The sequence below is a fragment of the Microbacterium sp. T32 genome, from assembly GCF_001619615.1.
Taxonomy (GTDB): domain Bacteria; phylum Actinomycetota; class Actinomycetes; order Actinomycetales; family Microbacteriaceae; genus Microbacterium.
In genome coordinates this window covers 244,291-265,362 of sequence record NZ_LQQP01000023.1, presented here as the reverse complement: position 1 = coordinate 265,362, position 21,072 = coordinate 244,291, and the positions used below count along the sequence as shown (strand labels likewise).

Below are 21,072 nucleotides of genomic sequence, written 5' to 3'. Positions count from 1 at the left end.
GGGGGGGGGGGTAATGGCTGAGTTCTGGTCGGGTGTCGGAGACATGGGTGTGCCTTTCGGGTGGGGCCGTTGCTGAAGCGACCGGGTAACGGTCGATTCTCGGAACCCCGCCGCGATGGCATCCGGCCGCCGCTCTGGCTCGGACCGCGGGTGAACCTCAGCCCAGGTGCGCCGCGACACCCCCGCGCGCGGATGCCGCGGCCTCGAGGAGACGCACCCCGATGAGTCCTTCCGGTTCCCACATCGTGAAGCAATCCGAGGACCACCGCGCCTCGCCCGGAACCTCAACCGCTCCGTAGACCCGCGCCAGTTCCGCGGGCGGGGGAGTCAGCCGCGGCCGGAGAACGGTCAGCACGACCCGGTCCAGCATGAGCACTTGGGCCGCCGCGCCGTTGTCGAGGGGTCGGATCTCCACCGGGGTCGCCGCGAGTTCCTCGGGTGTGAGCACCGCGGACACGGCGGAGGCGAGCGCCTCGATGTCGACGGGTTCGCGCGTGAACGCGACGCTGTTACGGGGCACGGTTCTCTCTCCTCCGTCGGGTCAGGGGCTGTTCCTCGCCGCTCGAAGGCGCCGCGGAAGCGGGCGCGGGCGCGGGCACCGGCTCGGGCGCCTCCGCAGGGGCGGCCTCGACGGGCGTCGCGGCAGCCGGAACCACCTCCCGCGTCGTCTCGTCCACGGCATCCGCTCCATCGGCATCCACCACCGGCTCCGCCTCCGCCGGCGCGCCCACTACGGAAGCACCCAACGCCTCACCCTCGCCGGCGACGAAGTTCGCCACCTGGACGAGGGTCGGACGTTCGCCGCGACGGGCCAGGCGGCCGCGGCCGGCGATCATCGGCTCGGCGTACAGCTTGGGCAGCAGCGCGCCCTCGGAGCGGTCGCCCGACATGATCAGCGCGGTGCCGCCGGTGTCGCGGATGCCCTGCAGCGCCACGTCGAACATCGCGCGCGACGCACCCGCGACGGGGCGGCTCACCACGACGTTCAGGCGCAGGTCGCGCGCCGACGCCAGGTACGGCAGCAGCGGACGCAGGGGCTCGGTGCCGCCCGCGGCGAGGATGTCGAAGTCGTCCGCGATCACGAGGATCCGCGGACCCGCATCCCGATCGTTCGCGCGCTTCTCGAGCTCGACCGCGATCGATTCGGCCAGCAGCCGCGCCTGCCGACCCGACGACGCGTGGCCGCCGAGGTAGGCATCCGGAACCTCCGCCGCGAGCTCGCCGCGCGCGTCCATCAGGGCCACGACCAGCTCCTCCGCCGAGTGCCGGTCGATCGCGCCCTGCACGATGCCGCGCAGCAGCGTCGTCTTGCCGCAGCGGCTGTCGCCGAGCACGAGCAGGTGCGGGTCGCGCGTGACGAAGTCGAGCGACACCGGCTGCATCGTGTCCTGGCGCAGGCCCAGGGGCACGGCATCCGGTTCGTCGATCGCGTCGGGCAGCTCGGACGGCGACAGCACCTCGGGCAGCAGTCGGATCGGCGCCGCGCCCTGACCGCCCCAGCGGGCTGCGCTCTCGCGCGCGAGCTGCTCGAGCGCCTCGCCGGTGTCGCCGTCGTCGACCTCCTCGAGCAACGGCAGCGCGATCTGCGCGAACAGCTTCTCGTCGGTCAGCACGCGGCCCGGCTCGTCGGCGCGGAGCGTCTGCGAGAGCTTCCGCGCGATCTGCGAATCGGCCGGGTCGTTGAGCTTCAGCTCGAGGCGCGTGCCGATGAGTCCCTGCAGGTTCATGCGCAGCTCGTTCCAGCGCGACAGGGCGACGACGACGTGGATGCCGAAACTTCCGCCGCGTTCGAGCAGTTGCGCGAGCGGGGTCTCGAGGTCTTCGAAGTCCTGACGCAGCGCGCCGAGACCGTCGACGAGCAGCACGACGTCGGCGCTCGGGAGGGCGGGGAGGCGGCCGTCGGCGTGCTGACGGCGCATGTCGGCGAGCGAGTCGAGGCCGTGGTCGCGGAACACCCGCTCGCGGACGGCGAGCATGCCGGTGAGCTCCTCGAGCAGACGCGTGAGCCGCTCACGGTTGCCGCGCGTCGCGACACCACCCACGTGCGGGAAGGGCTCGATGCGGGCGAGGCCGCCGCCCGTGAGGTCCATGCCGTAGATGCTCACCTGGCGCGGCGAGTGCGTGAACGACAGCGACGCCGCGAGCGTGCGCAGAAACATCGAGCGCCCCGACTGCGGCGCTCCGGTGATCGACACGTGGCCGCCCGAGCGCGTGAGGTCGAGCATCCACGGCGACTGCGTCTGCTTCGACGGGTCGTCGAGCAGGCCCATCGGTGCGCGGAGCGTCCCCGCGCCGTCGGCCTGCGGCAGCACACCGCCGAGGGTCAGCACGGGCGGGAGCGGCGGCAGCCACACCGGACGCGTGCGGGCGATGCCGCGCGCGAGCCGCGAGGTCGCCGCCTGCACGAGCGTGCGGCCGGTGGTCGGCGTCTCGGGTTCGGCACTGTCGAGCTGCTCGGCCTCGGGCGACTCGTCGGGCAGGTCGTACGCGGGCAGCCGCAGCACGGGCGGAGCGTCGTCGTGCCGCGGGCCCGACTCGATCGGATCGGGCACCGGACCCGACACGTATCCGGCGCGGAACCGCGTGTAGACCGACGTGTCGACCTTGAGGTACCCGAACCCGGGGATCGCCGGAAGGTGGAAGGCATCCGGGGTGTCGAGCACGACGGCCGACTCCGACTCCGAGAACGTGCGGAGGCCGATCCGGTACGACAGGTACGTGTCGAGACCGCGGAGGCGCCCGCCCTCGATGCGCTGGCTCGACAGCAGCAGGTGCACGCCGATCGAGCGGCCGATGCGCCCGATCGTCAGCAGCAGCTCCACGAAATCGGGCTCGGCCGTCAGCAGCTCGCCGAACTCGTCGATCACCAGGAACAGGTGCGGCAGCGCCGGCAGCTCGGGACGTTCGCGGCGCATCTGCCGGTAGTGACCGATGGATGCCGCGTTCCCGGCATCCTTCAATAGACGCTGTCGACGCACGACCTCGCCCTGGATGCTCGCGCGAGCGCGCTCGGTCAGCTGCGGGTCGTCGGCGAGGTTGTCGATGATGCCCGCGACGTGCGGGAGGCGGGAGAACGGCGCGAACGCCGCACCGCCCTTGTAGTCGACGAGGATCATGCTGAGGTCGTCGGGGGAGTGCGTGAGCGCGAGTCCGAGGATGAGCGTGCGCAGCAGCTCGCTCTTGCCCGAGCCCGTCGCGCCGATGCAGATCCCGTGCGGGCCCATGCCGAGCTGCGCCGACTCCTTCAGGTCGAGCAGCACGGGGCCGCCCTGGTCGTCGACGCCGATCGGTACGCGCAGGAACTCCGCGGCGCTGCGGGTGCGCCACGCGGCCGACGTGTCGATGGCATCCACGTCGGCGACCCCGAGGAGCTGCGTCACGTCGGGGGCGAGGGCCGTGCCCGAGTCCTGCGCGGAGGTGCGCGTGAGCCGGAGCCCCGCGAGCGGGCGCGCCACGACGTCGAGAGCGGCGGGCGTGACGGGATCGATCCGGATGCCATTGACCGCCGCCTCACCCGTGCCCGGGGTCTCCACCGTCGCGGTACCGTTCTCGACGGTCACGCGGACGGCGACCGAGGTCGGCTCCTTGAGGCGGTCGTCGACGAGGTGCACGACCGTGACGCCCAGCGCGGTCAGGTCGAGAGCGGCATCCAGGCGGGGGACGGGGGACGCGGCGTGATCGGCCTCGTCGACGAAGATCACCAAGCGTCCGGGCTTGGTCTTGCGGCCCGCGCGGCGCGAGGCGGCGGCCGTGGCGACGCGGTCGCGCAGCTCGTCGCGCAGGAGCGACAGCAGCTCGGGGAGGCTCGGAGCGAGGCGCCGGGCCGCGACGGCACCGGCGGGCGGCGTGTCGCTCGCGAGGTGGGGCAGCAGGTCGAGGCCGTGCCAGTCGTGGCGCTGACCGGGGGCGATGGCCGCGGCGATGTGGACGTCGTCGGGGGAGTGGAACGCCGCGATCTGCGCTGCGAGCGCCCGCGCGACGCGCAGCGTGTCGGGCCGCGCGCCGACGAGCGAGACTTGACCGCCGCGCTCGAGGTCGACGGTCGCGGGCATGCCCTGCGCGATCCCGGCCAGGCGCACCATGCGCTCGGCGGACTCGCGCATCACCGGATCGAACGGCTGCACCGGGTTCTGCTCGGGCGGGAGGGCCACCTCGACCGCGCGCAGGTCGCCCGTGCCGATGCGGACGCGCAGGAAATCGGCATCCCCCGGTCGACGCTCCCAGCGCCGGGCGGGGTCGGCGGCGATCTCGACGAGCGTGCCGGGGGAGGGGTGGAGCGCGAGGGCCGCGGTGCGTTGCGCGTCGGCGGTCTCGCGGACGGCCTCGCGCGTCTCCTCGAGGTAGTCGAGGTAGCGCTCGCGCTGCACGCGCCGCTGACGGGCGGCGTTTCCGCGCTGCGTGAGCGCCATGCCGAGGCCGCCGACGAGCGCGACGACCAGGATGACAGCACCGACCACGACCATGATCGGGTTGTTGCGCAGCAGCACGATCATCGTGATCGACGACAGGCTGCCGACGATGGGCAGCAGCGACTGCAGCGGGAAGCCCGTCGCGCCTTCGCCGATCGGCGGCGGCGGGGCGAGGATGACGTCGGCCGCGGGCTCGACGGCCTCGCTGATGCGCGCGGGGCGGTGGACGATGCGGACGGTCATGCGGTCCTCCCCGGGGCGGCGCTTGCGGCGCTTGCGCTCGCGGCGCTGTGACCGGCGCTCCCGCCGGCGGCGCCTCCGCGGCCGGTGCCTCCGCGGCCGGCGCTTCCCCGCCCGGCGCTCCCCGCGGCGACCACGGCCGCGGCCAGCCGCACGACGGCGAGCTGCGTCGCCGAGCGGCGCGCACGGCCGCCGGCGGCGAGGCCGGAATCGAACGGCACCGCGACGACCGGATATTCTGCTCCCGCCGCGAAGGCGCGGGCCACCCCGTCGCCCTCACGCGCGTGATCGACGAGCGCGAGTACGACCGACGGCGACTCGGGTAGCCCCGTGATCGCGTCGACGACCGAGCGAGCGTGCTCGGCAGGCGACCGCCGCCCGTCCGCGACGAGGCACACGACGTCGCACAGCGCCGCGCATCCGGCGAGGTCGGCGAGCGGATGTCGCGCGCCGAAGTCCGTGACCGACACGTCGAAGAAGCGGGCGATCGGTGCGGCTTCACCGAGCCACGCGCCTACGGCGTCGTCGGCGTCGCGCGGGCGCAGGGCGACGACGCCGTCGCGCACGTCGAGTCCGCTCAGCGCCTCCGCTGTCGTGCGTGCCGCGGCGCGGGTGTCGTCCGGCGGCACCGGCTCCGCACCGAGGCGTGCCGCGAGGCCCGGGGTCCCGGTCGAGACGTCGACCGCGAGCACCGGTTCGCTCCGCCGCGCCGCGACCGCGCGGACCAGCTGGTGCGCGACCGTGCTGGTTCCGGCACCGGGCGACAGCGACACCACGCCGACGCGGCGGGTCGTGGACAGACCGCCGCGGATCGCGGCATCCCACGAGGTGAGCTCGGTACGCGCGTTCGCGCCGCTGCCGAACACCGCGGTCGACAACGCCCGCAGATCGAGCACGGTCACGACCGGCCGCCGAACATGGCCAGCAGTTCGGCGTAGATGCCGAGGGTGCCCACGAGCAGCGGGATCAGCGCGACGACGGCGAGCGTCTCGACGACGTTGCCGAGACCGCGCAGGCGCGCGCGCACGTGCGGGCGCGGCTGCACGAGCACCATCGTGGCGAGCAGGACGGCCACGACGACCGCCACCCCCGCGCCGATCCAGCCGAGGCCGCCGACGAGCAGAACCGTGAGCCCCGCGGCCGCGATCGCGCCGGCGGCCATCCACAGCAGCCACCCCTGCCACCGCAGCGGGAACGCGCGGGTGCGGAGCGCCGCGACGAGGAAGAACGCCAGGGCCAGCAGCTCGGTCCAGATCGTGCCCGACAGTGCGAGCACGACCCCGGTCACGCCGAGAAGGGATGCCACGGCCCCCACGCTCCATGTGAGCGCCGCGTAGGCCTCGTCGATCGCGGCGAACGCGCGCGGCCGGGCCGGCGGCGCTCCCTCCGCGGCGCGCTGGTCGAGGTCGGTGAGCCCGGCCGAGGAGAGCGCGATCCAGGGCAGCGGGCCGGTGGCGAAGGCGGCGACGACGCCGGCGACGGCCGAGGCCGCGATGGCATCCACTCCCGCGAGCAGCAGGCCGAGGTACAGCGAGGCGAGGACGGCGCCGAGCGCGCCACCGGAGGCGGCTCCGCGACGGCGGTGCGCGATCCCCACGCCGAGCAGCGCGACGGTGAAGCCCGTGGCGAGCGCGGCGGCGATGCCGGCGAGGATCGCCGTCGGACCGGATGCCACGGCCGCGGCCGTCGCACTCCCCACCGGCAGCGCGAGCCCCGCGGCGGCCGCCGCCACGCATGTCGAGAGGCGGCGGAGACCCCCGAGCCCGAGGCCCGTCGCGATCGCGGCGAGCACCACGGCGGTGGCGAGCAGCGCGAAGGCCGCGAGCGTGGGCGACGACCACGGCGACAGCCACCCGGCGACGGCGAAAGCCGCAGCGATGCCCGTGCCTCCGGCGATCGTGCGTGCGCGCTCGTCCCAGCGGTCGGGGCGGGCGTCGTGCGCGTCGGCAGCGGCATCCGTGACGTCGATCACCACGGGCGGCGGGGGCGCGGCATCCAGTCGGACCAGGCGCACGAGCGTGCCGTCGGCGAGGTCGAGCTGCTGCGGGGTGAGCGCGATGTCGATCTGCTCGCCGTCGGGCGCGATGACCGCGAGCGGGCGCGCGACGGTTCCGGCCGTCTCGCCGAGCAGGTCGAGCAGGCGCGGGATCGCGGCACCGACGGGTTCGCCGCTCGGGACGACGACCTCGGCGCGACGCTCGGATCCCGCGACGGTCAGACGGGTGTAGATGCTCACGGGATCAGGCCTCCGCTGGGGGTCTGGACGATCGAGGTCGGCTGCTGCGCCCGCTGCGCGAGCAGCTGCGAGACGAACGAGACGCCGACGCACGCGGCGCACGCGATCGCGGCCACCACGATCGAGCCCATCAGGCGCTTCATGTGGTCATTGACGGTGCGGCGTTCGCCGATGTGGCCGTAGACGAGGGCCGCGCCCAGGCGCATCCGCTGGATCTTGGCCTGTTCGATGAGGACGGTGTCGCGCTGGTCGGGCATCAGTGCACTCCTTCGGTGGAGCGCAGCTGCGCGCGCACGTGCGGGGCGAGGTTCAGCAGCTCGCCCAGGCGTTCCGGGTCGAGGGTCGACAGGACGTCGTTCAGGCGCCCCCACCCGCCGCCGTCGACCGAGCCGAGGGGCAGCAGCGCGCCCGGAAGTCGCGGGCTGCCGACCGTCGTGCCGCCGACCTCGTCGATCCAGCGCTTCGCGTCGATGCCGAGCGCGCGGATGCCGACGGGGCCGATGAGCAGCGCGAGCGGTTCGGGCTGGGGGGATGCCGTGGCCCGACGCGCCAGGTCGGGCGCACCGATCGCGGCGAACGCGAGTCCGATGAGCGGCAGGCCCACGGTCGCGGCGCGGGCGAGGAGTTCGCGCGCCTCCGCGGTCGCCGTCGCGCCGCTCTCGCGGCCGACGCCCGGTACCGCGGCCCACACGCGCGTCGTTTCCTCGAGGCCCTCGCTCGTGCGGCCGACCTGCACGGTCGAGAGGACCGCGCGATCGCGGCCGCCGACGGCGACCCAGTGGCTGTCGAGGGGGATGCGCCGTCGCGACCGCTCGGTGAGGTCGTCGCGGTCCCACTTCGCGAGCAGCGGCTCGACCGCGCCCCACGCCGTCGGTTCCGCCCCGGTGAACAGCGCGACCGCCGCTTCGGCCACGCCCCCGAGCCGCACCGGGCGGGTCACGCGGTGTCGCGTCGACACCGTCGCCACCACCTGGAGGCTGGATGCCACCTGCGCCCGGACGAACAACGGGTGCACGTTCTCCGTGGTCGGCGCCACCGCGGTCAGCGCGTCGGCGGGGGCGTCCAGCCGGACGCCGGATCGAGCGTCGTAGAACCCGTCGGTGCGGGTCCGCACGACCCAGTGCCCCTGGACGGCCGACAGCACCTGCGCGAGCGGCTGCGTCATGCGCGAGAACTCGCCCGTCACGATGATCGGGCGCAGGCCCTCGCTCGCCGTCTTGTGCAGGAAGTCGCTCATCGCGGTCGTGAGGGCGACGATCGGCGCGCGCGTCTCGGTTCCCGCCCAACCGGGGCCGGCGGCATCGAGGAGAGGGTGGGCGACAGTGCTCATGCGGCATCCCGAACGGTCAGAGTGCGGTCACCGATCTCGAGGACGACATCGGTCGGCACGGGCGTGCACTGGTGGGGCAAGAGGGGTGTCGACGCGCCGGCGCCGCGGACGAACGTGCCGTTCGTCGAACCCAGGTCGGTGACCCAGACCTGGCGGCCGTCCCACTCCAGGCGGACGTGCGACTTCGACAGCGTGCGAGACATGTCCGCCCATCGATACACCTCGGCGGGGGCGTCGGCCGCGGCCGAGGGGTCGCGGCCCAGGACGAGCGCGGTGTCGAGCGTGAGGCGCTCGCCCGAATCGAGCAGCAGCGTCGGGACCATGCCGCGGCGGGCGCGGCTCGGGGCGGTGCTCGGGGCGGCGTCGGGGAACTCGAACGCCGCGATTGCCGGGGCGAACGGGTCGCGGCCCCGCCGGAGGTCGAACATGCCGAGCTTGCCGGTGAGCAGGGCGCCGAGCGCCGTCGCGCCCGCAGCCGCACCGGTCGTGCGGCGCACGATCCGTGCGTCGACGGTGGCGGCGCCGAGGGTGCGGCCGGTGCGCCCGAGCAGCCGCACGGCGACGGCGAGCAGCGCGATCGCGGCGAGGAGGAACAGCCAGCCGAGGGCGGGCTGGTCGGCGACGAGCAGGATGACCCCGGCCGCCAGCAGCGCCACGGGCATGACGACATCCAACGCGACGGCCCCGACGACCTGCCCCGCGCCCGCACGCTCGGTGAACACGAGCGGATCGACGTCGGCCAGGCGCAATGGATCGTGCGTGCTCGTCATCGGGCCCCCTCCCTGCTTCCGACCTTCCACCCTAGGCGGGACGCTTCCGCGGTGCCGAGATCGGTCCTCCCTTGCGTGGATAACCCGTGGGACGGCAGAATTTGCCGTTCAGCGCCGGGTCAGCGGGATGTATTCGCGCCGCGCGACCATCGCGAAGATCTCTCGCGCAGCGGCATCCGAGATCTCCTCGAGGTCGGAATCCAGGGGAAAGCGGATGCCACGATCCAGGACGCCGCGCGTATCCGGGGCCCAGCTGTCGACGTCGATCAGGTACTCGTCCACCGGTCCGTGGTCGGTCTCGCGGCGCCGGAACAACCGCGCGGGGACAAGCCGACCGTCGATGCGGAGCTCGCGGACGAAGTAGCGGGGGCCGTTTTCTCGGCGAAGCTTCTCGTGCCACGCGGCGACGCTGTTGGCCGAGCGGAGGCGCGACAGGAAGTTCTCTATCGCCGGAGCCTCCGCCGCGAATTCGCGGCGGCCCTGCGGGGTGGCGCGTTCATCGGTCGCGAAGACCACCCACCCGGACTCCGTGCGCTGGATCGCCACGATGTCCGCATCGTTCGTCGCGTCCTCGAACCAGCGGTACCTGCCGAGGCCCTCGGCGCGGATCGTCGCGAGCGCTTCTTCAGGGGTCACGGGGCCTCCTCGCTCCAGCCGAACTCGGCGCGGATATCCGTCCACGCCAGCGGCGCGATCCAACTGAATCGGGCCGCATCCAGGTCGCTCGCAAAGCGCCAGCGGATCTGCCGGTATGTGTCCGTCAGCACGAATCCGGCATCGGGACTCCCGGAAAGCATGAATGAGGCTGCGGGTTCAGCGAGTCCATCGTCCGACAGCGTCACCGCTCTCTGCCGGGGCGCGAGCCCACGCGCGCGCCGGATGTCGTTCGCGAACATCGCGATCAGGAATCGCGCGATGTCTGTCTCGTCGGTCGCCTCGAACGCCACTCCGCGGTCGTCCGATCGCCCCGACTTCCGCACGCGCCATGCACGCCCCATCAGGGTGACCCGAAAAGTCAGCTCGCCGGCCTGTACGACGACCGCGGTATCGGTGCGCGCCACGCTGATGGCGCTCGGCGCCAGGCGGGCCAGCTCGTCCACGGCGCTGAGATTTTTCGAAAGCGGAATGGTCCGCTCGGATGCCATCGAGGCACCGAAGATCGGCGTGACGGTCTCTCGATAGTCCTCGATTTCGGTCAGCGGGACGCGGAACGAGACGCCACCGTTTCCTCCTCGCTGGTCGTGCAGCTCGGCGTGAGGCAGGGAGACCAACGCCTCCCATTCCGGGCTGGAGTAGACGTAGAGGACCGCGCAATAGCCGGTCTCGGACGAGGCGATCGGTGCGCGAATCCTTATCGAGTCGTCGTTCCACATCGATACGAGCGGAATCCAATGCCCGTTGTAGAGGGCCTCCGACGCGACGTCTTCGGCGCTGATAACCGTTGCCAGAGGTACCTGGCGGGAGTCCATCCCCTCGTGGTCGTAGACGAAGAGGTCCTGAATGGGCCCGCCCTCAGCTATCGCCCATGTCGAGGCGAACCAGCCTTCAGACGTTTGGACCCAGGTTCCGGAACTGCGAGCGATGAAACCACCCGTCACGTTCTCCGGAATCGACGGCTGCTCCATCATTCCCGCACCAGGGGAAGTCTCGTCGTTTTCACGCGCACCCTCTCGAGCTCGTACGGCGACACCAGTGCCGACCATCCGTCGTTCCGGTTACCCCTGAGTCCCGCCGCGATCGCGGTGGCAGGCTCGACCCCTTCGTGCCGGATCATCACCATTCCACGGCTGAGGCCGCGCCTGACGCGTTCGCCGACGATGACCGGAACGCCGTGCCACCTGGCGGTCACTTTCTGCGCGTAGCGCGCGGAAAGTGCAGTGCGCGGGAGCTTTACCCACGGATCGTGAGGATCGTCATTGAATTCGATCGCATCGGGGAAGTTCTGGTGCGACGGTGCGCCGTCCGTCTGGAGGCGGACGTAGCCGTCTCCTCCGGAGTGGAGCGGGTACCGCTCGCCGCGGTACTCGAGCAGCGTCTGGCTGACGGGCACGTTCGTCATCCGGGTCGATACTCCTCGAGGTCCCGAAGGAGACGGAGGGCGTCCACCGCATCTTCTGCATCCACGATTCTGCGGAACTCACCGATCTGCATCGTGGACCATCCTCTGTATCTGAACATCGGTGTCCTCTTGGGAGCTGAGCGAATACGGTGCGCCGCCATCGCGGGGGACGACGATCGGCATGTTGCCCACCAGCATCTCCGCGAGATCACCGCGCTCCACGTAACCGCGGCCCTGGAAGAAAAAGACCCAATTCGGCCCTGCTTCGACCGGCGAGCCGAGAATAACCCGCGGGATGCCGTCATCCTCGGTCGATCGGGCGAGAAGTCGAAGGGCGATCTGCTCCGCTTCTCGTGCGGAGAGCGGTGGCGCCGGGCGGTTGTCGGGCGTCATGCGTTCTCTCCGCCGACGAGCAGATCGGCGGCTGCCAAATCGCGGTTCCCGCTTTCGTCCATGGCCAATCTTCTCTCCGATACGGCCCGCACCGTGGGTCGCACCGCGACGAGGACGCTCCGCGGCTGCCGGGATGATGGATCAATGGCCGATGACGAGATCCTCGAGATGTGGGCGCAGCGGGCCGGATTCTCCAGCCCTCTGCGCCCCGCTGATGCCACACGCGGGTGGTGGAACCCGGAGGCCGCGTTCGCGGTGCGCCGAGTCGCCGATTCTGCCTGGCACGTGGACATCGAAAATCGCGGCACTCGAACGACGGAGGCGTTCCTCGAAACGGAGGAGGACGCGAATCGTTTCCTCCTGATGCGCTTCGGGGTCCTCTGGCGGCTCGAGCAGGGATTTGATGACGGTTTCCGCGCCCAGCCTGATCCCGGCGTCGTCATCAGCGAGGAGGGGGCCGCGTACTGGGTCCGGTGGAACGGCCGGAGCGCTGCGATCGCGGGCAAACGCCAGGCCATCCGATTCAGCCACGTCGTCGACGAATCGCTCGCCCGCATCAGCGCCCGCCCGCATCAGCGCCCGCCTCATGACCTAGCCGGCTGCGGCGAGGCGAGCCATCTGCTCATCGACGGGTTCTGCGCTCGACAGCGTGAAAACGGCGTCGCCGTTCTTCGGGATCACGTAGGGGCCGTTGCCGGCCAGCGCCTGGAAGGCATCGCCATGAACGGCGAATGCTTCGGACTGATACCCCTGCACCCACCACGCGCCGTAGTCGAGCGTCTCTCCCACGAGGACGCAGCGCACGCCGCTGCCGTCCTCCGCGTGTCGGAGGGCGTCGCGCACGATCTCCCGCGCGGACTCTGCATCGATCATGTGAACCTCGTTTCGCGACGATGTGGGAGGGGTGGTCAGCGGCGCTGCAGCGGAACGTAGGTGCGGCGGGCGACCATGTCGAAGACGTCCTGAGCGGCCTCGGGGGAGATCTCCTCGATGTCGGCATCCAGGGGGAAACGGATGGCCTTGTCGACCGTTCCGTGCCGGTCGTCGGCCCACGAGTCGACGTCGAGGAGACGCTCGTCGACCGGCCCCTCCGGAGTGGAGCGGCGGCGGAACACCGAGACCGGGACGACCTGGCCGTCCACCATCTGCTCGCGGATGAAGTAGCGCGTGGACGGTGCCGCGGATGCCTGGCGGAGAGCAGCAAGAGCCGACGGTGGGATCTCCATCGCTCCCGCCGACCCCGGGTTCACGACCAGACCGACCTCGGGGGCAGCGCCGCTGATGAGGAGGCGGCCCGGCAGGAGCAGGGCGCTGCGGCCCTCACCGAATTCTGCCGGGACCTGCTCCGTCGCGGTGAACACGGCGAGGAAGTTCGCCTCGTCGCGGTGTACGACGAGGGGCTCGATCGCCGTCGGATCGGGCGTTCTGTCGACGAGAACGGCCAACTCGGCTTCCACGAGAGCCGGTCCCAGCCGCTCAGACGGCAGCTCGCCGGACCGCACCAACCTCATGGTGACTTCGAGGTCGTTCTCGGGGCGAGGCTCTGTCATGTCGGGTTCCTTCGCCACCTGGTAGCTCCGCACGTGCTCCAGCGGATCGTCGTCACTTCTCATGCATCAGGCAAGTCCTCGTGCCGTGGAGGAGTAGGGGTCGCAAGTCGGACGAAACCGTGCCGAGAGCGCTCCGGGAAGCCCCCACTTCTCACCGGGGCGCCGCGGTCGACCTGAAGGGAACGTACTCGCGTGCGCGCACCATCTCCTCGAACTCTGCCGCCGCGGCGGCTGTGACCTCTTCGAGGTCTGATTCGAGCGAGAACGCGAAGAAGTTGTGGATCTGACGCCGAGTGTCTGGCCGCCACTCACCGACGTCCTTGAGGACCTCGTCGACGATGGCTCCTTCGGCCGTGCGCCGTCGGTAGAGAGCGACGGGAATAGGGGTGGCGCCTTCACCGCCATAACGCACGAAGTACCGGGGGGCGTCGATGCCTGATTCGATCCCCAACCACCGGAGACGAAAGAACCAACGAGAGGCGAGAGCGTCAATCGCAGCAGACGATAGGTTGGGTCGGGCCGCCGCCAGCCGACTTTTGTATGTGGAGGCCCCTCCGTCGGAGTAGGTGCTGAGATCCGAGATGGTCAGATCGTCGGATGCCGCGATGGCGTCATACACGCCGGCGAGCAGAGCGTCCGGGTCAACCGAGTGGGTCCTCGCGAGGTCGGCGACGGCGTTCTCGTCGGCGAGGGGCATCTTGGCTGTCGGCCAGCCGAGGAATGCGGTTACCGCCGCTGACAAGAGCGAGTCATCGTTCGTAGACATGGAGAGGCCTTCCGGTGTGTGCGTCGATGACGGTGATCCTGGTCACTGCTTCATTCTCGATCAGGCGCGGGAATTCATATAGGTTCCACACGGACCCCGGCCGAACGTCACCGACGTAAGCGAACACGTGTCCCCGCGCATTCTCCGCAATGGCGGATGACACGGCGCGCCACGTCTCCGTCGTCGACGGCAGCGACCAGTCGGAAGGCATCGCATCCGCCAGACCCTGGTGCTCAAGCATCTGCTCGAGCGTGGACCGTTCGTACGACGATGCGACGACGCGAGCGCCATCCATGGAAGACACGAAGTCTTCGCCGACGGTGACTCGACCCGACCAGAAGACTGCCCCGTCCGAGGGCGAGGAAGGTTGGAACTCTTGGACGATCGAGTGGTCGATGAGCGAATCGTCCAATGGGGTTCGCGAGATATCGGCCGGGAACGCTTCAGCCGGGACGTGAGCGGTGACATCGACGAAACCTGTGCCCGGCATGATGTCCGGCCAACTGATCGCATCGGCTCCGACGGGGTGCGGCACGGCCGCGAAGCGCTCGTTCATCGCGGATTCGAGCTCGGCGCGCGTGGCGTCGTCGGTTCCGGGAAGCCGGGCGGCCTCGTACTCCACGTGCGAGTCCATCTTCGCGTCGAAGCTGGCATCGGTGTGGAACTGCACCTCGATCTTTCGGTTTCCTACCGGATCGAACCATGTGCTGTTGATGCCCTGGTAACCGTCCGCGCCCCAGGAATTTTTCAGCTTCCCGTAGGGAACGAGACCGTCTGACTGCAGGTCGTGAAGCATGCGGGGGACGGCCGAACCATAGCTGCTGTCGGGAACCACGACCGTGTAGCGAACGCTGTCCTTGATCGTCCCGAGAACCTTCTCCATGGGCACACCAGGAGCGAAGTCCGCGAGTTCGGTCGCAACTTTGCGATAGAGCGACTCGTCGCCCTTGAGTCGATACTCCAGTCCCTCCAGCCTGGCCTCGGGGAACGTGGAACGGAGATCCTGCATGATGCCTGTCAGCCGCGGCTCGGCTCCCCGGGATCCGGTGAGGTACTGGTCGACGAACGCCTTCTGGTCTGAGGAAAGCGTGAGCTGAGGATCCTCCGCGCTCCGCCACGCCACGTCGGTGTCGGCCGGAGACGGAACTGCTCCATCGGTGTCGGCGTGCACGCCTGGCGCGGCCTCGCCATCCCCAGGCGTCGCGGTTCCATCGGTCATGGTGTCATCGCCACGGTGCACATCCTGCGAGACGTCCGTGTGGTCGCCGTGCGTCGAGCCGTCGTCGGCACGACCTGCGTGCGCACCCTCGTCGCCGCGACCCGCGCCGTCATCGCCGCGACCGTCACCGCCGGCGTCGTCCCCGCGGCCGAGTCCCCCGCCGCCGTTGCCCGCGTCCTCGCCACGGCCCAGGCCACCGCCGCTCCCGGTGTCGGAGCCGCCGTGGCCGCCGCTCTCGCCGCCGGCGTGGCTGCTGCCGCCGCCGGTCTCGGTCGAGGGCTCGCGAACGACCGTCGACTCACCCGCGCCACCGGTCTCCGTGCGGACGGGGGCATCCTCGACGATCGAGTTCACCGGTCCGGGGCCCGTCACGCCGCGGACGCCGCCGGCCGAAACGAGCTCGGGCTCGCGCACGGGCGCCACGACACCGGCATCCGCTCCGCCGTCGCCGCGCACGGGCACGTCGCCGCCGCCCACGCCGTCGAACGACCCGGCGGGCATCTCGATGCGGCCGGACGGGATGGCATCCGTCGGCGGGAACTCGTACACGGGGATGCCGTCCTCGACACGCGCCGTGACGCTGTTGAGGTCGACACCGGCGTCGTCGAGAGCGCGCAGCGCCGAGGTGGCATCGTCGGCGACGAAGGGCATGTCGGGGGTGTTGAGGTGGAAGCCGCCGGTGGCATCCGTGCCGAGGCGTCCGATGAGGCCGTCGAGTCCCTTCAGCCCGGCGCCGCCGAGCTTCATCGCGCCGTTCATGGCGAACGCGGCGGGATCGACGAAGTCGGCCACCTTCGCGATCTTGGAGACGACGGATGCCGCGGTCGACGCGGTCTTCACGCCCGCCACCGCCGCGCCGCCGACCGGGATCAACGCCGTGCCGACGTTGAACACCGACTCACCGAGCGCGGTGCCGGGGTCGTCCTGCCACTTGTCCCAGGCGATGAGCGCCTTGCCGGTGTTCAGGGCGGCTTCGTCGGCCGACTTCTTGAAGTCGCGGACCTCTTGCGGCAGGTATCCGCCCATGCCCATCGCCTGCATGAGCGTGTCGGTCTGGAAGATCGGCGCGAGCACACCCGTGTTCGCGGCTCCGGCGAACAGGAGCATGCCGAGGTTGCCCCACGCCGAACCGTACGCGTCGGTCGAGAAGAACTCGCCTGTCTCGGGGTTGTACCCGAGCACCAGCGTGCCGAGACCCTGAATCGTGCCCCACACACCGCCGACGGCGATGCCCTCCCAGAGGAAGTCCTTGAAGACGAACTTCGCGGTGGCCTCACCGCAGCCCTCGGTGCGCTCGACCTCGGCACCCCACGGCATGTCGGTGCCCTCCGGGATCTCCGACAGGCCGTAGCCCAGCGCGTCGTCTTCCGAGGTCGCGGCGTGGAGCGGCTGGGCACCGTAGAGCGCGCGGATGCGATTCGCGCACGCGCGCTCGGCCTCCCACAGCTTCACCTGCTGGGCGTTCACCGCGGACAGCAACTCGTTGTTGCGGTCGACGTACTCCTGGACCTCGTGCCACTCCTTCGTGACCGTGCGGTACTTGTCGGGCATCGCCGGGCTCGTCGACGACGTCGTCGAGGAGCCCCACGAACCCTGATAGGTCGGTGTCGCCGTGGCCCCGCCGTACGGGGACTGCGCCGCCGTCCACGCGGGGTTGATCTCCTGCACGCGGACGCCGCCCTGGATCGAGTCGACGAACGTCTTCGCCTGCGCGCGCAGCGAGTCGAGCTCGGCCTTGATCGGACGCACGTCCGCGGCGAACGCGGTCAGCGCAGCGGAGACCTCGGCCAGGTTGTCGCTTACCTGCGTCGCCTGGGAGCTGACGGGGGCCATCAGGCCCAGCAGGGTGGGGGACTCGGGGGCTTCGTAGACCCCGGCCATGCCCTGCCACTTGAACTGCACGTTGGAGCCGTGCTCCGACACCTGGCCGGAGATCGTGCTTACGGTTGCGGCGTTGGCCTCGATGGCATCCGGGTCGATCTTCTCGCCCGGGATGGCTTCGTAGTCGATCGGATCCGGCATCACATCACCCCGTGCGGAAGAGTGGGCGGGTACACGGCGGCGACGGCCGCGGACTGCGCGTTCGCTGCCATCTCCATGTCACCCGCGACGTAGGCTTCGGTGGCGCTGACCACGCCCTGCGCGGCAGCGCCGATGCGAGCGCTCATCCCCTGGATGCGCGGAGTCTCCTCCTGCTGGAAGTAGCTCTGCACCGCCTCGGAGATCGCGCCCGACTGGGTCGCGGTCACGGCCCCCTCGAGCGCCGGACCGAGGGACTGCAGCGCGGCGCCGAGTGCCTCGGCATCCACGTTCACATCCTTCAGCACGGCCACGACGCCGGATGGCTGAATGCTCCAACTGGTCATCGCCGGACCCCTTCATGTCCTCGAATCCGCGCGGCCCCGCGCGCGGCCACCACCGACGCCGGGTGCGCGGGGCACCCGGCGTTCAGCGACGAATCGTCAGCCGATCGACTCCACCGCCGCGCGAGCCTTGCTCAGCGCGGTCTGGGCGGACTCGTCGTTGCGCTCGAGCGACGAACGGAGCGTCTGGATGATGCCGCGCACCTCGGCGGCGGCGTTCTTCCAGCGGAGTTCCTTGCCGCGGTAGTCCTCGGATACCCCGTCGGCGGAGTAGTCGGACATCGCGGCCTGGACGTCGCGGTCGCGCTGGTCGATCAGCGACTCGAGCTGCGAAGCGACGCGGTTGAAGTTGTCCTGAGCGTTCTGCGAGGCCGCGATCGAGTAATCGCGACGGTCTCCCTGGTTCACCATGAGTCAGTCCTTTCCGATTCTCAACGGCTGCCGAAGCGCGCGGCGTCGAACGACGATCCGGCTTCGAGGCTCGTGGTCTGGTCGACCATGGACGACTCGCCCTCCTGGAAGGAGCGGTCCATGCCGGAGATGCCGCCGAGGACGCCATCGAGGGCGAGCTTCAACTCGGCCGAGATCGCGTCGGTGCGCGACTTGAAGCGGTCGAACGCGGCACGACCCGCGCCCTGGAACTGTCCCTCGAGCGGCTCGGCCGCCTCCAGCAGCTGGCGGACCAGCAGCGACAGCTCATCACTCGAACCCGAGGTGGCCTTACCCAGCACACCCAGAGTGTCGGAACCCATTGCGAACTTCACGAGAGCCCACCCTTCGATCGCGAATCAACCTGCAACGAACCCTGAAACCCTAACCACGGGGCACGCGTCGCGGAACGAAGATGAGAGAACTCTCCTTTTTCTCCCCCATGGTGTAGGTGGGGTCAGCTGCCCGCTTTCGCCGCTGCTTTCGCGGCGCGCTTGTACTCTCGGACCTTCGTGAGCGACTCCGGGCTGGTGATGTCGGCGACCGACCGGAACGAGCCGTCTTCGCCGTACGGAGACGAGGCTTCACGCCACCCCGCGCCGTCGTAGCCGTACTGCTTGCCGAGCAGCGCGAGGAAGATCTTGGCCTTCTGCTCGCCGAAGCCGGGCAGCGCCTTCAGCCGCTTCAGCACGGTCACGCCGTCCGGGTCGTCGCGGGTCCACAGCTGCGCGGCATCCCCGCCCCAGTCCTGCTCGATCGCGGTGCACAACGACTGCACGCGCGCCGCCATCGACCCGGGGAACCGGTGCACCGCGGGCGACTGCGAGAACGCCGCGGCGAACGCCTCGGGATCCTCGTGCGCCAGGGTCGTGGCATCCACCGATCCGATCCGCTCCTGGATCTTGAGCGGCCCCGCGAACGCCGTCTCCATCGCCACCTGCTGGTCGAGCAGCATGCCGATCAGCAGCGCGAGGGGGTTCGTCGACAGCAGCTCGTCGGCGGCCGGGTCGTCGGTGATGTGCAGGCTCATGCCGCCATTCTCCCGCGGGTCAGGCAGGAGCGGCGAGCCACTTCTCGGCGAAGGGCACGGCGTCCAGGTCGTGCAGATCGCCCGTGATCTCGCTGAGTTGGCGCTCGAAATCCTCGACGCTGCCGGGCTTCAGCCGTCTCACGACCGATCCGTCGATGCGGCGGATCACGACCTCGCTTGTCGACGGCGCATCCGAGCCCGCATCGAGCAGTCCCATCGCGACCGTGGCGACCCACCGCAGGCCGTTGCGGCGGCGATCCTCACCGGCGACGCGGTACACCTCGGATGCGGGAGTGCCCATGCGTACATCCTGCCGGGTCCTCCGCGCCGGGGTCTTGCGGGGCGCGCCGGTGATGGGCGGGGCGCCCGGTGTTCGCGGGGCGGGTCGGTGATGAGCAGAGGTCGCGCGGGGGCGCGCGGGGCGGTGCGGGGTGGCGAACGGAGGGGATTCGGGGAGGGGAGGACGGATGCCGGGGTTTCGGTCCTCCGCTCGCCTGATCTCCTCCGCTGGTCACCGTGCCCAGCCGCGGCAGGTCAGTGTCTGGGTGCGGCCCTCGCTCAGCGGCGGTAGGTCAGTGCCGGCGTGCTGCCCGGTGATGGGCGGAGGGGATTCGGGGAGGGGAGGGTGGATGCCGGGGTTTTGGTCCTCCGCTCGTCGCATGTCCTCCGCTGGTCACCGCGCGCAGCGGCGGGGTCAGCGATCCCGGTGATGGGCGGAGGGGATTCGGGGAGGGGAGGATGGATGCCGGGGTTTCGGTCCTCCGCTCGCCCGATGTCCTCCGCTGGTCACCGCGCGCAGCACCCCGCAGCAGCACCCCGCAGCCGCAGCGCGAAGCAGCACCCCGCGCGCAGCACCCCGCAGCCGCAACGCGAAGCCGCAGCGCGAAGCAGCACACCGCAGCCGCAGCGCGAGGCCACGGCGTACGCCGCAGCGTCAGCCGGCGTCGGCGATGCGCGCGGCGGGCGCCTCCGGCGGCACCTCGATGCCGAAGAGCGCGGACAGCGCGGCCACGTACTCGTCGCCGCGGCCGGATTCGGCCAGCTCGTGCGCGCGGGTCGTGGGGGTGTGGAGCAGGACGCCGACGAGGTGCCGTAGGGCCGCCTCGGTCTGGCCGCCCTCGTCGCCGCGTGCCCGTAGCCGGGCGACCTCGGTGTCCAGGACGCCGAAGACGTGGGCGCGGAGCGCGACGACCGCGGGAGTGATGTTCTTGCGCTCGCCCACCGAGGCGAAGCGGCGGGCGGCGTCGCGGACGAGGTCGCGCGCGGCATCCGTCGCCTGGAGCTCCTCGAGTGGAGCGTGGAGCCGGATGGTCTCGAGGTCGAGCAGGTCGACGCCGGGGACCATGGCGACGTCGGGGTCGACGTTGCGCGGCAGGCCGAGGTCGATGACGAGGCGGCGGCCGGTGTGGTCGACGGGGCAGCCCGCGGCGGCCGGGGCGGTCGCTTCGGCGGCGGTGCGTCCGGCGGCGAAGGTCGCGGCGCTGACGACGTGGTTCTCGCTCGTCGTGCACGTGATGACCAGGTCGGCGTGGGCCACGGCGCTCGGGAACGTCTCGGCCGAGACGGCGCGCAGCCCGTGCTTCGTGGCGAACTTCGCGGCGCGCCCCGAGGGGGAGTAGACGGAGATGTTCTCGGCGCCCTGGTCGCGGAGGGCGGCGACGGTCGCCGCGGCGTACGCGCCCGTGCCGACGAGCAGCACGCGCTGCGTGGACCAGTCGGCGATGCGGCTGTCGGCCAGTTCGAGGCCGAGGCGCACGAGCGAACGGCCGGCGCGGCCGATGGCGGTGGCGTTCTTCACGCCGCGCTGCGCCTCGGACGCCCGCTGGAACAGGCGCTCCAGCTCGCCCGACGTGGTGCCGAGCGCGCGGGACTCTGTCAGTGCGCGGCGCACCTGACCGGCGATCTCGCCCTCGCCGACGACGACGGATTCGAGACCGGATGCCACCGAGAACAGGTGCTCGGCGACGTCGCCGCCGCCCAGCACGGTGTACGAACCTTCGAGCTCGCTCGCGGGCACGCCGGTGGCCGCCTCGATGGCGCTCAGCGTGGCCTCCACGCCCACGGCGACGGCGGCCGTGACGGGCTCGTCCATGTCGACGTAGGCCTCGAAGCGGTTGCAGGTGGCCACGACGACCGCTCCCTGCACGCATTCGTCGTGCGCGGCGATCAGGGGGGCGACGGGGGTGGTGGGTACGCTGAGCCGCTCGAGGAGGTCGAAGGACGCGGTCTTGTGACTCGCGCTCACGCAGAGCAGCACGGAAAGATTCTACGCCCGGCT

General features: G+C 71.0%; 22 protein-coding genes. All 22 read right to left on the bottom strand.

The genetic code is table 11. The features are described 5' to 3' along the window. Positions 1-157 precede the first annotated feature (157 nt). Complete coding sequence (locus AVW09_RS13410) at positions 158-520, bottom strand: hypothetical protein (RefSeq protein ID WP_063258531.1); 363 nt, start codon at positions 518-520, stop codon at positions 158-160. Next, a complete protein-coding gene (gene eccCa / locus AVW09_RS13405; RefSeq protein ID WP_231901848.1) occupies positions 510-4,652 on the bottom strand; it encodes a type VII secretion protein EccCa in 4,143 nt (1,380 codons plus the stop codon). Before eccCa ends, AVW09_RS13410 begins: the two co-directional genes overlap by 11 nt. Further along, positions 4,649-5,551 (bottom strand): hypothetical protein, encoded by a 903-nt coding sequence (locus AVW09_RS13400; protein WP_063258530.1) that lies wholly within the window; start codon positions 5,549-5,551, stop codon positions 4,649-4,651. Before AVW09_RS13400 ends, eccCa begins: the two co-directional genes overlap by 4 nt. Beyond that, positions 5,548-6,885, bottom strand: a complete 1,338-nt coding sequence (locus AVW09_RS13395) for an EsaB/YukD family protein (RefSeq protein WP_063258529.1) — start codon at positions 6,883-6,885, stop codon at positions 5,548-5,550. The genes AVW09_RS13400 and AVW09_RS13395 overlap by 4 nt, the downstream gene beginning before the upstream one ends. Beyond that, positions 6,882-7,142 (bottom strand): hypothetical protein, encoded by a 261-nt coding sequence (locus tag AVW09_RS13390; RefSeq protein WP_063258528.1) that lies wholly within the window; start codon positions 7,140-7,142, stop codon positions 6,882-6,884. The genes AVW09_RS13395 and AVW09_RS13390 overlap by 4 nt, the downstream gene beginning before the upstream one ends. Continuing rightward, positions 7,142-8,215 carry a DUF6177 family protein gene (locus AVW09_RS13385; protein ID WP_063258527.1) on the bottom strand — a complete coding sequence of 358 codons (1,074 nt, stop codon included), beginning with the start codon at positions 8,213-8,215 and terminating at the stop codon, positions 7,142-7,144. The genes AVW09_RS13390 and AVW09_RS13385 overlap by 1 nt, the downstream gene beginning before the upstream one ends. Next, a complete protein-coding gene (locus tag AVW09_RS13380) occupies positions 8,212-8,985 on the bottom strand; it encodes an FHA domain-containing protein (RefSeq protein WP_063258526.1) in 774 nt (257 codons plus the stop codon). Before AVW09_RS13380 ends, AVW09_RS13385 begins: the two co-directional genes overlap by 4 nt. Positions 8,986-9,093: 108 nt before the next feature. Beyond that, on the bottom strand, positions 9,094-9,621 hold the full coding sequence (locus AVW09_RS13375; protein WP_063258525.1) for a hypothetical protein: 528 nt from the start codon (positions 9,619-9,621) through the stop codon (positions 9,094-9,096). Continuing rightward, positions 9,618-10,613: a hypothetical protein gene (locus AVW09_RS13370; protein ID WP_063258524.1), complete on the bottom strand. Its 996-nt coding sequence runs from the start codon at positions 10,611-10,613 to the stop codon at positions 9,618-9,620. Before AVW09_RS13370 ends, AVW09_RS13375 begins: the two co-directional genes overlap by 4 nt. Beyond that, a complete protein-coding gene (locus tag AVW09_RS13365; protein WP_063258523.1) occupies positions 10,610-11,044 on the bottom strand; it encodes a hypothetical protein in 435 nt (144 codons plus the stop codon). Before AVW09_RS13365 ends, AVW09_RS13370 begins: the two co-directional genes overlap by 4 nt. A gap of 78 nt (positions 11,045-11,122) precedes the next feature. Then, positions 11,123-11,437, bottom strand: coding sequence for a YrhB domain-containing protein (locus tag AVW09_RS13360; RefSeq protein ID WP_022879362.1), 315 nt, complete (start codon positions 11,435-11,437; stop codon positions 11,123-11,125). Positions 11,438-11,578: 141 nt separating this feature from the next. Next, positions 11,579-12,025: a hypothetical protein gene (locus AVW09_RS17775; RefSeq protein ID WP_156496105.1), complete on the bottom strand. Its 447-nt coding sequence runs from the start codon at positions 12,023-12,025 to the stop codon at positions 11,579-11,581. A gap of 3 nt (positions 12,026-12,028) precedes the next feature. Further along, a complete protein-coding gene (locus AVW09_RS13355; protein WP_022879360.1) occupies positions 12,029-12,310 on the bottom strand; it encodes a YrhB domain-containing protein in 282 nt (93 codons plus the stop codon). A gap of 35 nt (positions 12,311-12,345) precedes the next feature. Continuing rightward, positions 12,346-12,987 carry an SseB family protein gene (locus AVW09_RS13350; protein WP_197462641.1) on the bottom strand — a complete coding sequence of 214 codons (642 nt, stop codon included), beginning with the start codon at positions 12,985-12,987 and terminating at the stop codon, positions 12,346-12,348. A gap of 151 nt (positions 12,988-13,138) precedes the next feature. Continuing rightward, on the bottom strand, positions 13,139-13,753 hold the full coding sequence (locus tag AVW09_RS13345) for a hypothetical protein (RefSeq protein ID WP_156496104.1): 615 nt from the start codon (positions 13,751-13,753) through the stop codon (positions 13,139-13,141). Further along, complete coding sequence (locus AVW09_RS13340; RefSeq protein WP_063258521.1) at positions 13,737-16,994, bottom strand: hypothetical protein; 3,258 nt, start codon at positions 16,992-16,994, stop codon at positions 13,737-13,739. The genes AVW09_RS13345 and AVW09_RS13340 overlap by 17 nt, the downstream gene beginning before the upstream one ends. Further along, a complete protein-coding gene (locus AVW09_RS13335) occupies positions 16,994-17,338 on the bottom strand; it encodes a DUF6507 family protein (RefSeq protein ID WP_156496103.1) in 345 nt (114 codons plus the stop codon). Before AVW09_RS13335 ends, AVW09_RS13340 begins: the two co-directional genes overlap by 1 nt. A gap of 96 nt (positions 17,339-17,434) precedes the next feature. Continuing rightward, a complete protein-coding gene (locus tag AVW09_RS13330) occupies positions 17,435-17,746 on the bottom strand; it encodes a pore-forming ESAT-6 family protein (RefSeq protein WP_022879355.1) in 312 nt (103 codons plus the stop codon). A 20-nt stretch (positions 17,747-17,766) separates the two neighbouring features. Next, positions 17,767-18,087, bottom strand: coding sequence for a hypothetical protein (locus AVW09_RS13325; RefSeq protein WP_231901847.1), 321 nt, complete (start codon positions 18,085-18,087; stop codon positions 17,767-17,769). Between the two features lie 134 nt (positions 18,088-18,221). After that, a complete protein-coding gene (locus AVW09_RS13320; RefSeq protein WP_063258519.1) occupies positions 18,222-18,794 on the bottom strand; it encodes an HhH-GPD-type base excision DNA repair protein in 573 nt (190 codons plus the stop codon). A gap of 19 nt (positions 18,795-18,813) precedes the next feature. Further along, positions 18,814-19,095 (bottom strand): hypothetical protein, encoded by a 282-nt coding sequence (locus AVW09_RS13315; RefSeq protein WP_063258518.1) that lies wholly within the window; start codon positions 19,093-19,095, stop codon positions 18,814-18,816. A gap of 633 nt (positions 19,096-19,728) precedes the next feature. Next, positions 19,729-21,051 (bottom strand): glutamyl-tRNA reductase, encoded by a 1,323-nt coding sequence (locus AVW09_RS13310; protein ID WP_063258517.1) that lies wholly within the window; start codon positions 21,049-21,051, stop codon positions 19,729-19,731. Positions 21,052-21,072: the final 21 nt, after the last annotated feature.

Coding starts and splice junctions, on each gene's coding strand:
- eccCa (WP_231901848.1), bottom strand. CDS start 4,652: ATGACCGTCCGCATCGTCCACCGCCCCGCGCGCATCAGCGAGGCCGTC.
- AVW09_RS13390 (WP_063258528.1), bottom strand. CDS start 7,142: ATGCCCGACCAGCGCGACACCGTCCTCATCGAACAGGCCAAGATCCAG.
- AVW09_RS13385 (WP_063258527.1), bottom strand. CDS start 8,215: ATGAGCACTGTCGCCCACCCTCTCCTCGATGCCGCCGGCCCCGGTTGG.
- AVW09_RS13380 (WP_063258526.1), bottom strand. CDS start 8,985: ATGACGAGCACGCACGATCCATTGCGCCTGGCCGACGTCGATCCGCTC.
- AVW09_RS13370 (WP_063258524.1), bottom strand. CDS start 10,613: ATGATGGAGCAGCCGTCGATTCCGGAGAACGTGACGGGTGGTTTCATC.
- AVW09_RS13365 (WP_063258523.1), bottom strand. CDS start 11,044: ATGACGAACGTGCCCGTCAGCCAGACGCTGCTCGAGTACCGCGGCGAG.
- AVW09_RS13360 (WP_022879362.1), bottom strand. CDS start 11,437: ATGACGCCCGACAACCGCCCGGCGCCACCGCTCTCCGCACGAGAAGCG.
- AVW09_RS17775 (WP_156496105.1), bottom strand. CDS start 12,025: ATGAGGCGGGCGCTGATGCGGGCGGGCGCTGATGCGGGCGAGCGATTC.
- AVW09_RS13355 (WP_022879360.1), bottom strand. CDS start 12,310: ATGATCGATGCAGAGTCCGCGCGGGAGATCGTGCGCGACGCCCTCCGA.
- AVW09_RS13350 (WP_197462641.1), bottom strand. CDS start 12,987: ATGACAGAGCCTCGCCCCGAGAACGACCTCGAAGTCACCATGAGGTTG.
- AVW09_RS13345 (WP_156496104.1), bottom strand. CDS start 13,753: ATGTCTACGAACGATGACTCGCTCTTGTCAGCGGCGGTAACCGCATTC.
- AVW09_RS13340 (WP_063258521.1), bottom strand. CDS start 16,994: ATGCCGGATCCGATCGACTACGAAGCCATCCCGGGCGAGAAGATCGAC.
- AVW09_RS13335 (WP_156496103.1), bottom strand. CDS start 17,338: ATGACCAGTTGGAGCATTCAGCCATCCGGCGTCGTGGCCGTGCTGAAG.
- AVW09_RS13330 (WP_022879355.1), bottom strand. CDS start 17,746: ATGGTGAACCAGGGAGACCGTCGCGATTACTCGATCGCGGCCTCGCAG.
- AVW09_RS13325 (WP_231901847.1), bottom strand. CDS start 18,087: ATGGGTTCCGACACTCTGGGTGTGCTGGGTAAGGCCACCTCGGGTTCG.
- AVW09_RS13320 (WP_063258519.1), bottom strand. CDS start 18,794: ATGAGCCTGCACATCACCGACGACCCGGCCGCCGACGAGCTGCTGTCG.
- AVW09_RS13315 (WP_063258518.1), bottom strand. CDS start 19,095: ATGGGCACTCCCGCATCCGAGGTGTACCGCGTCGCCGGTGAGGATCGC.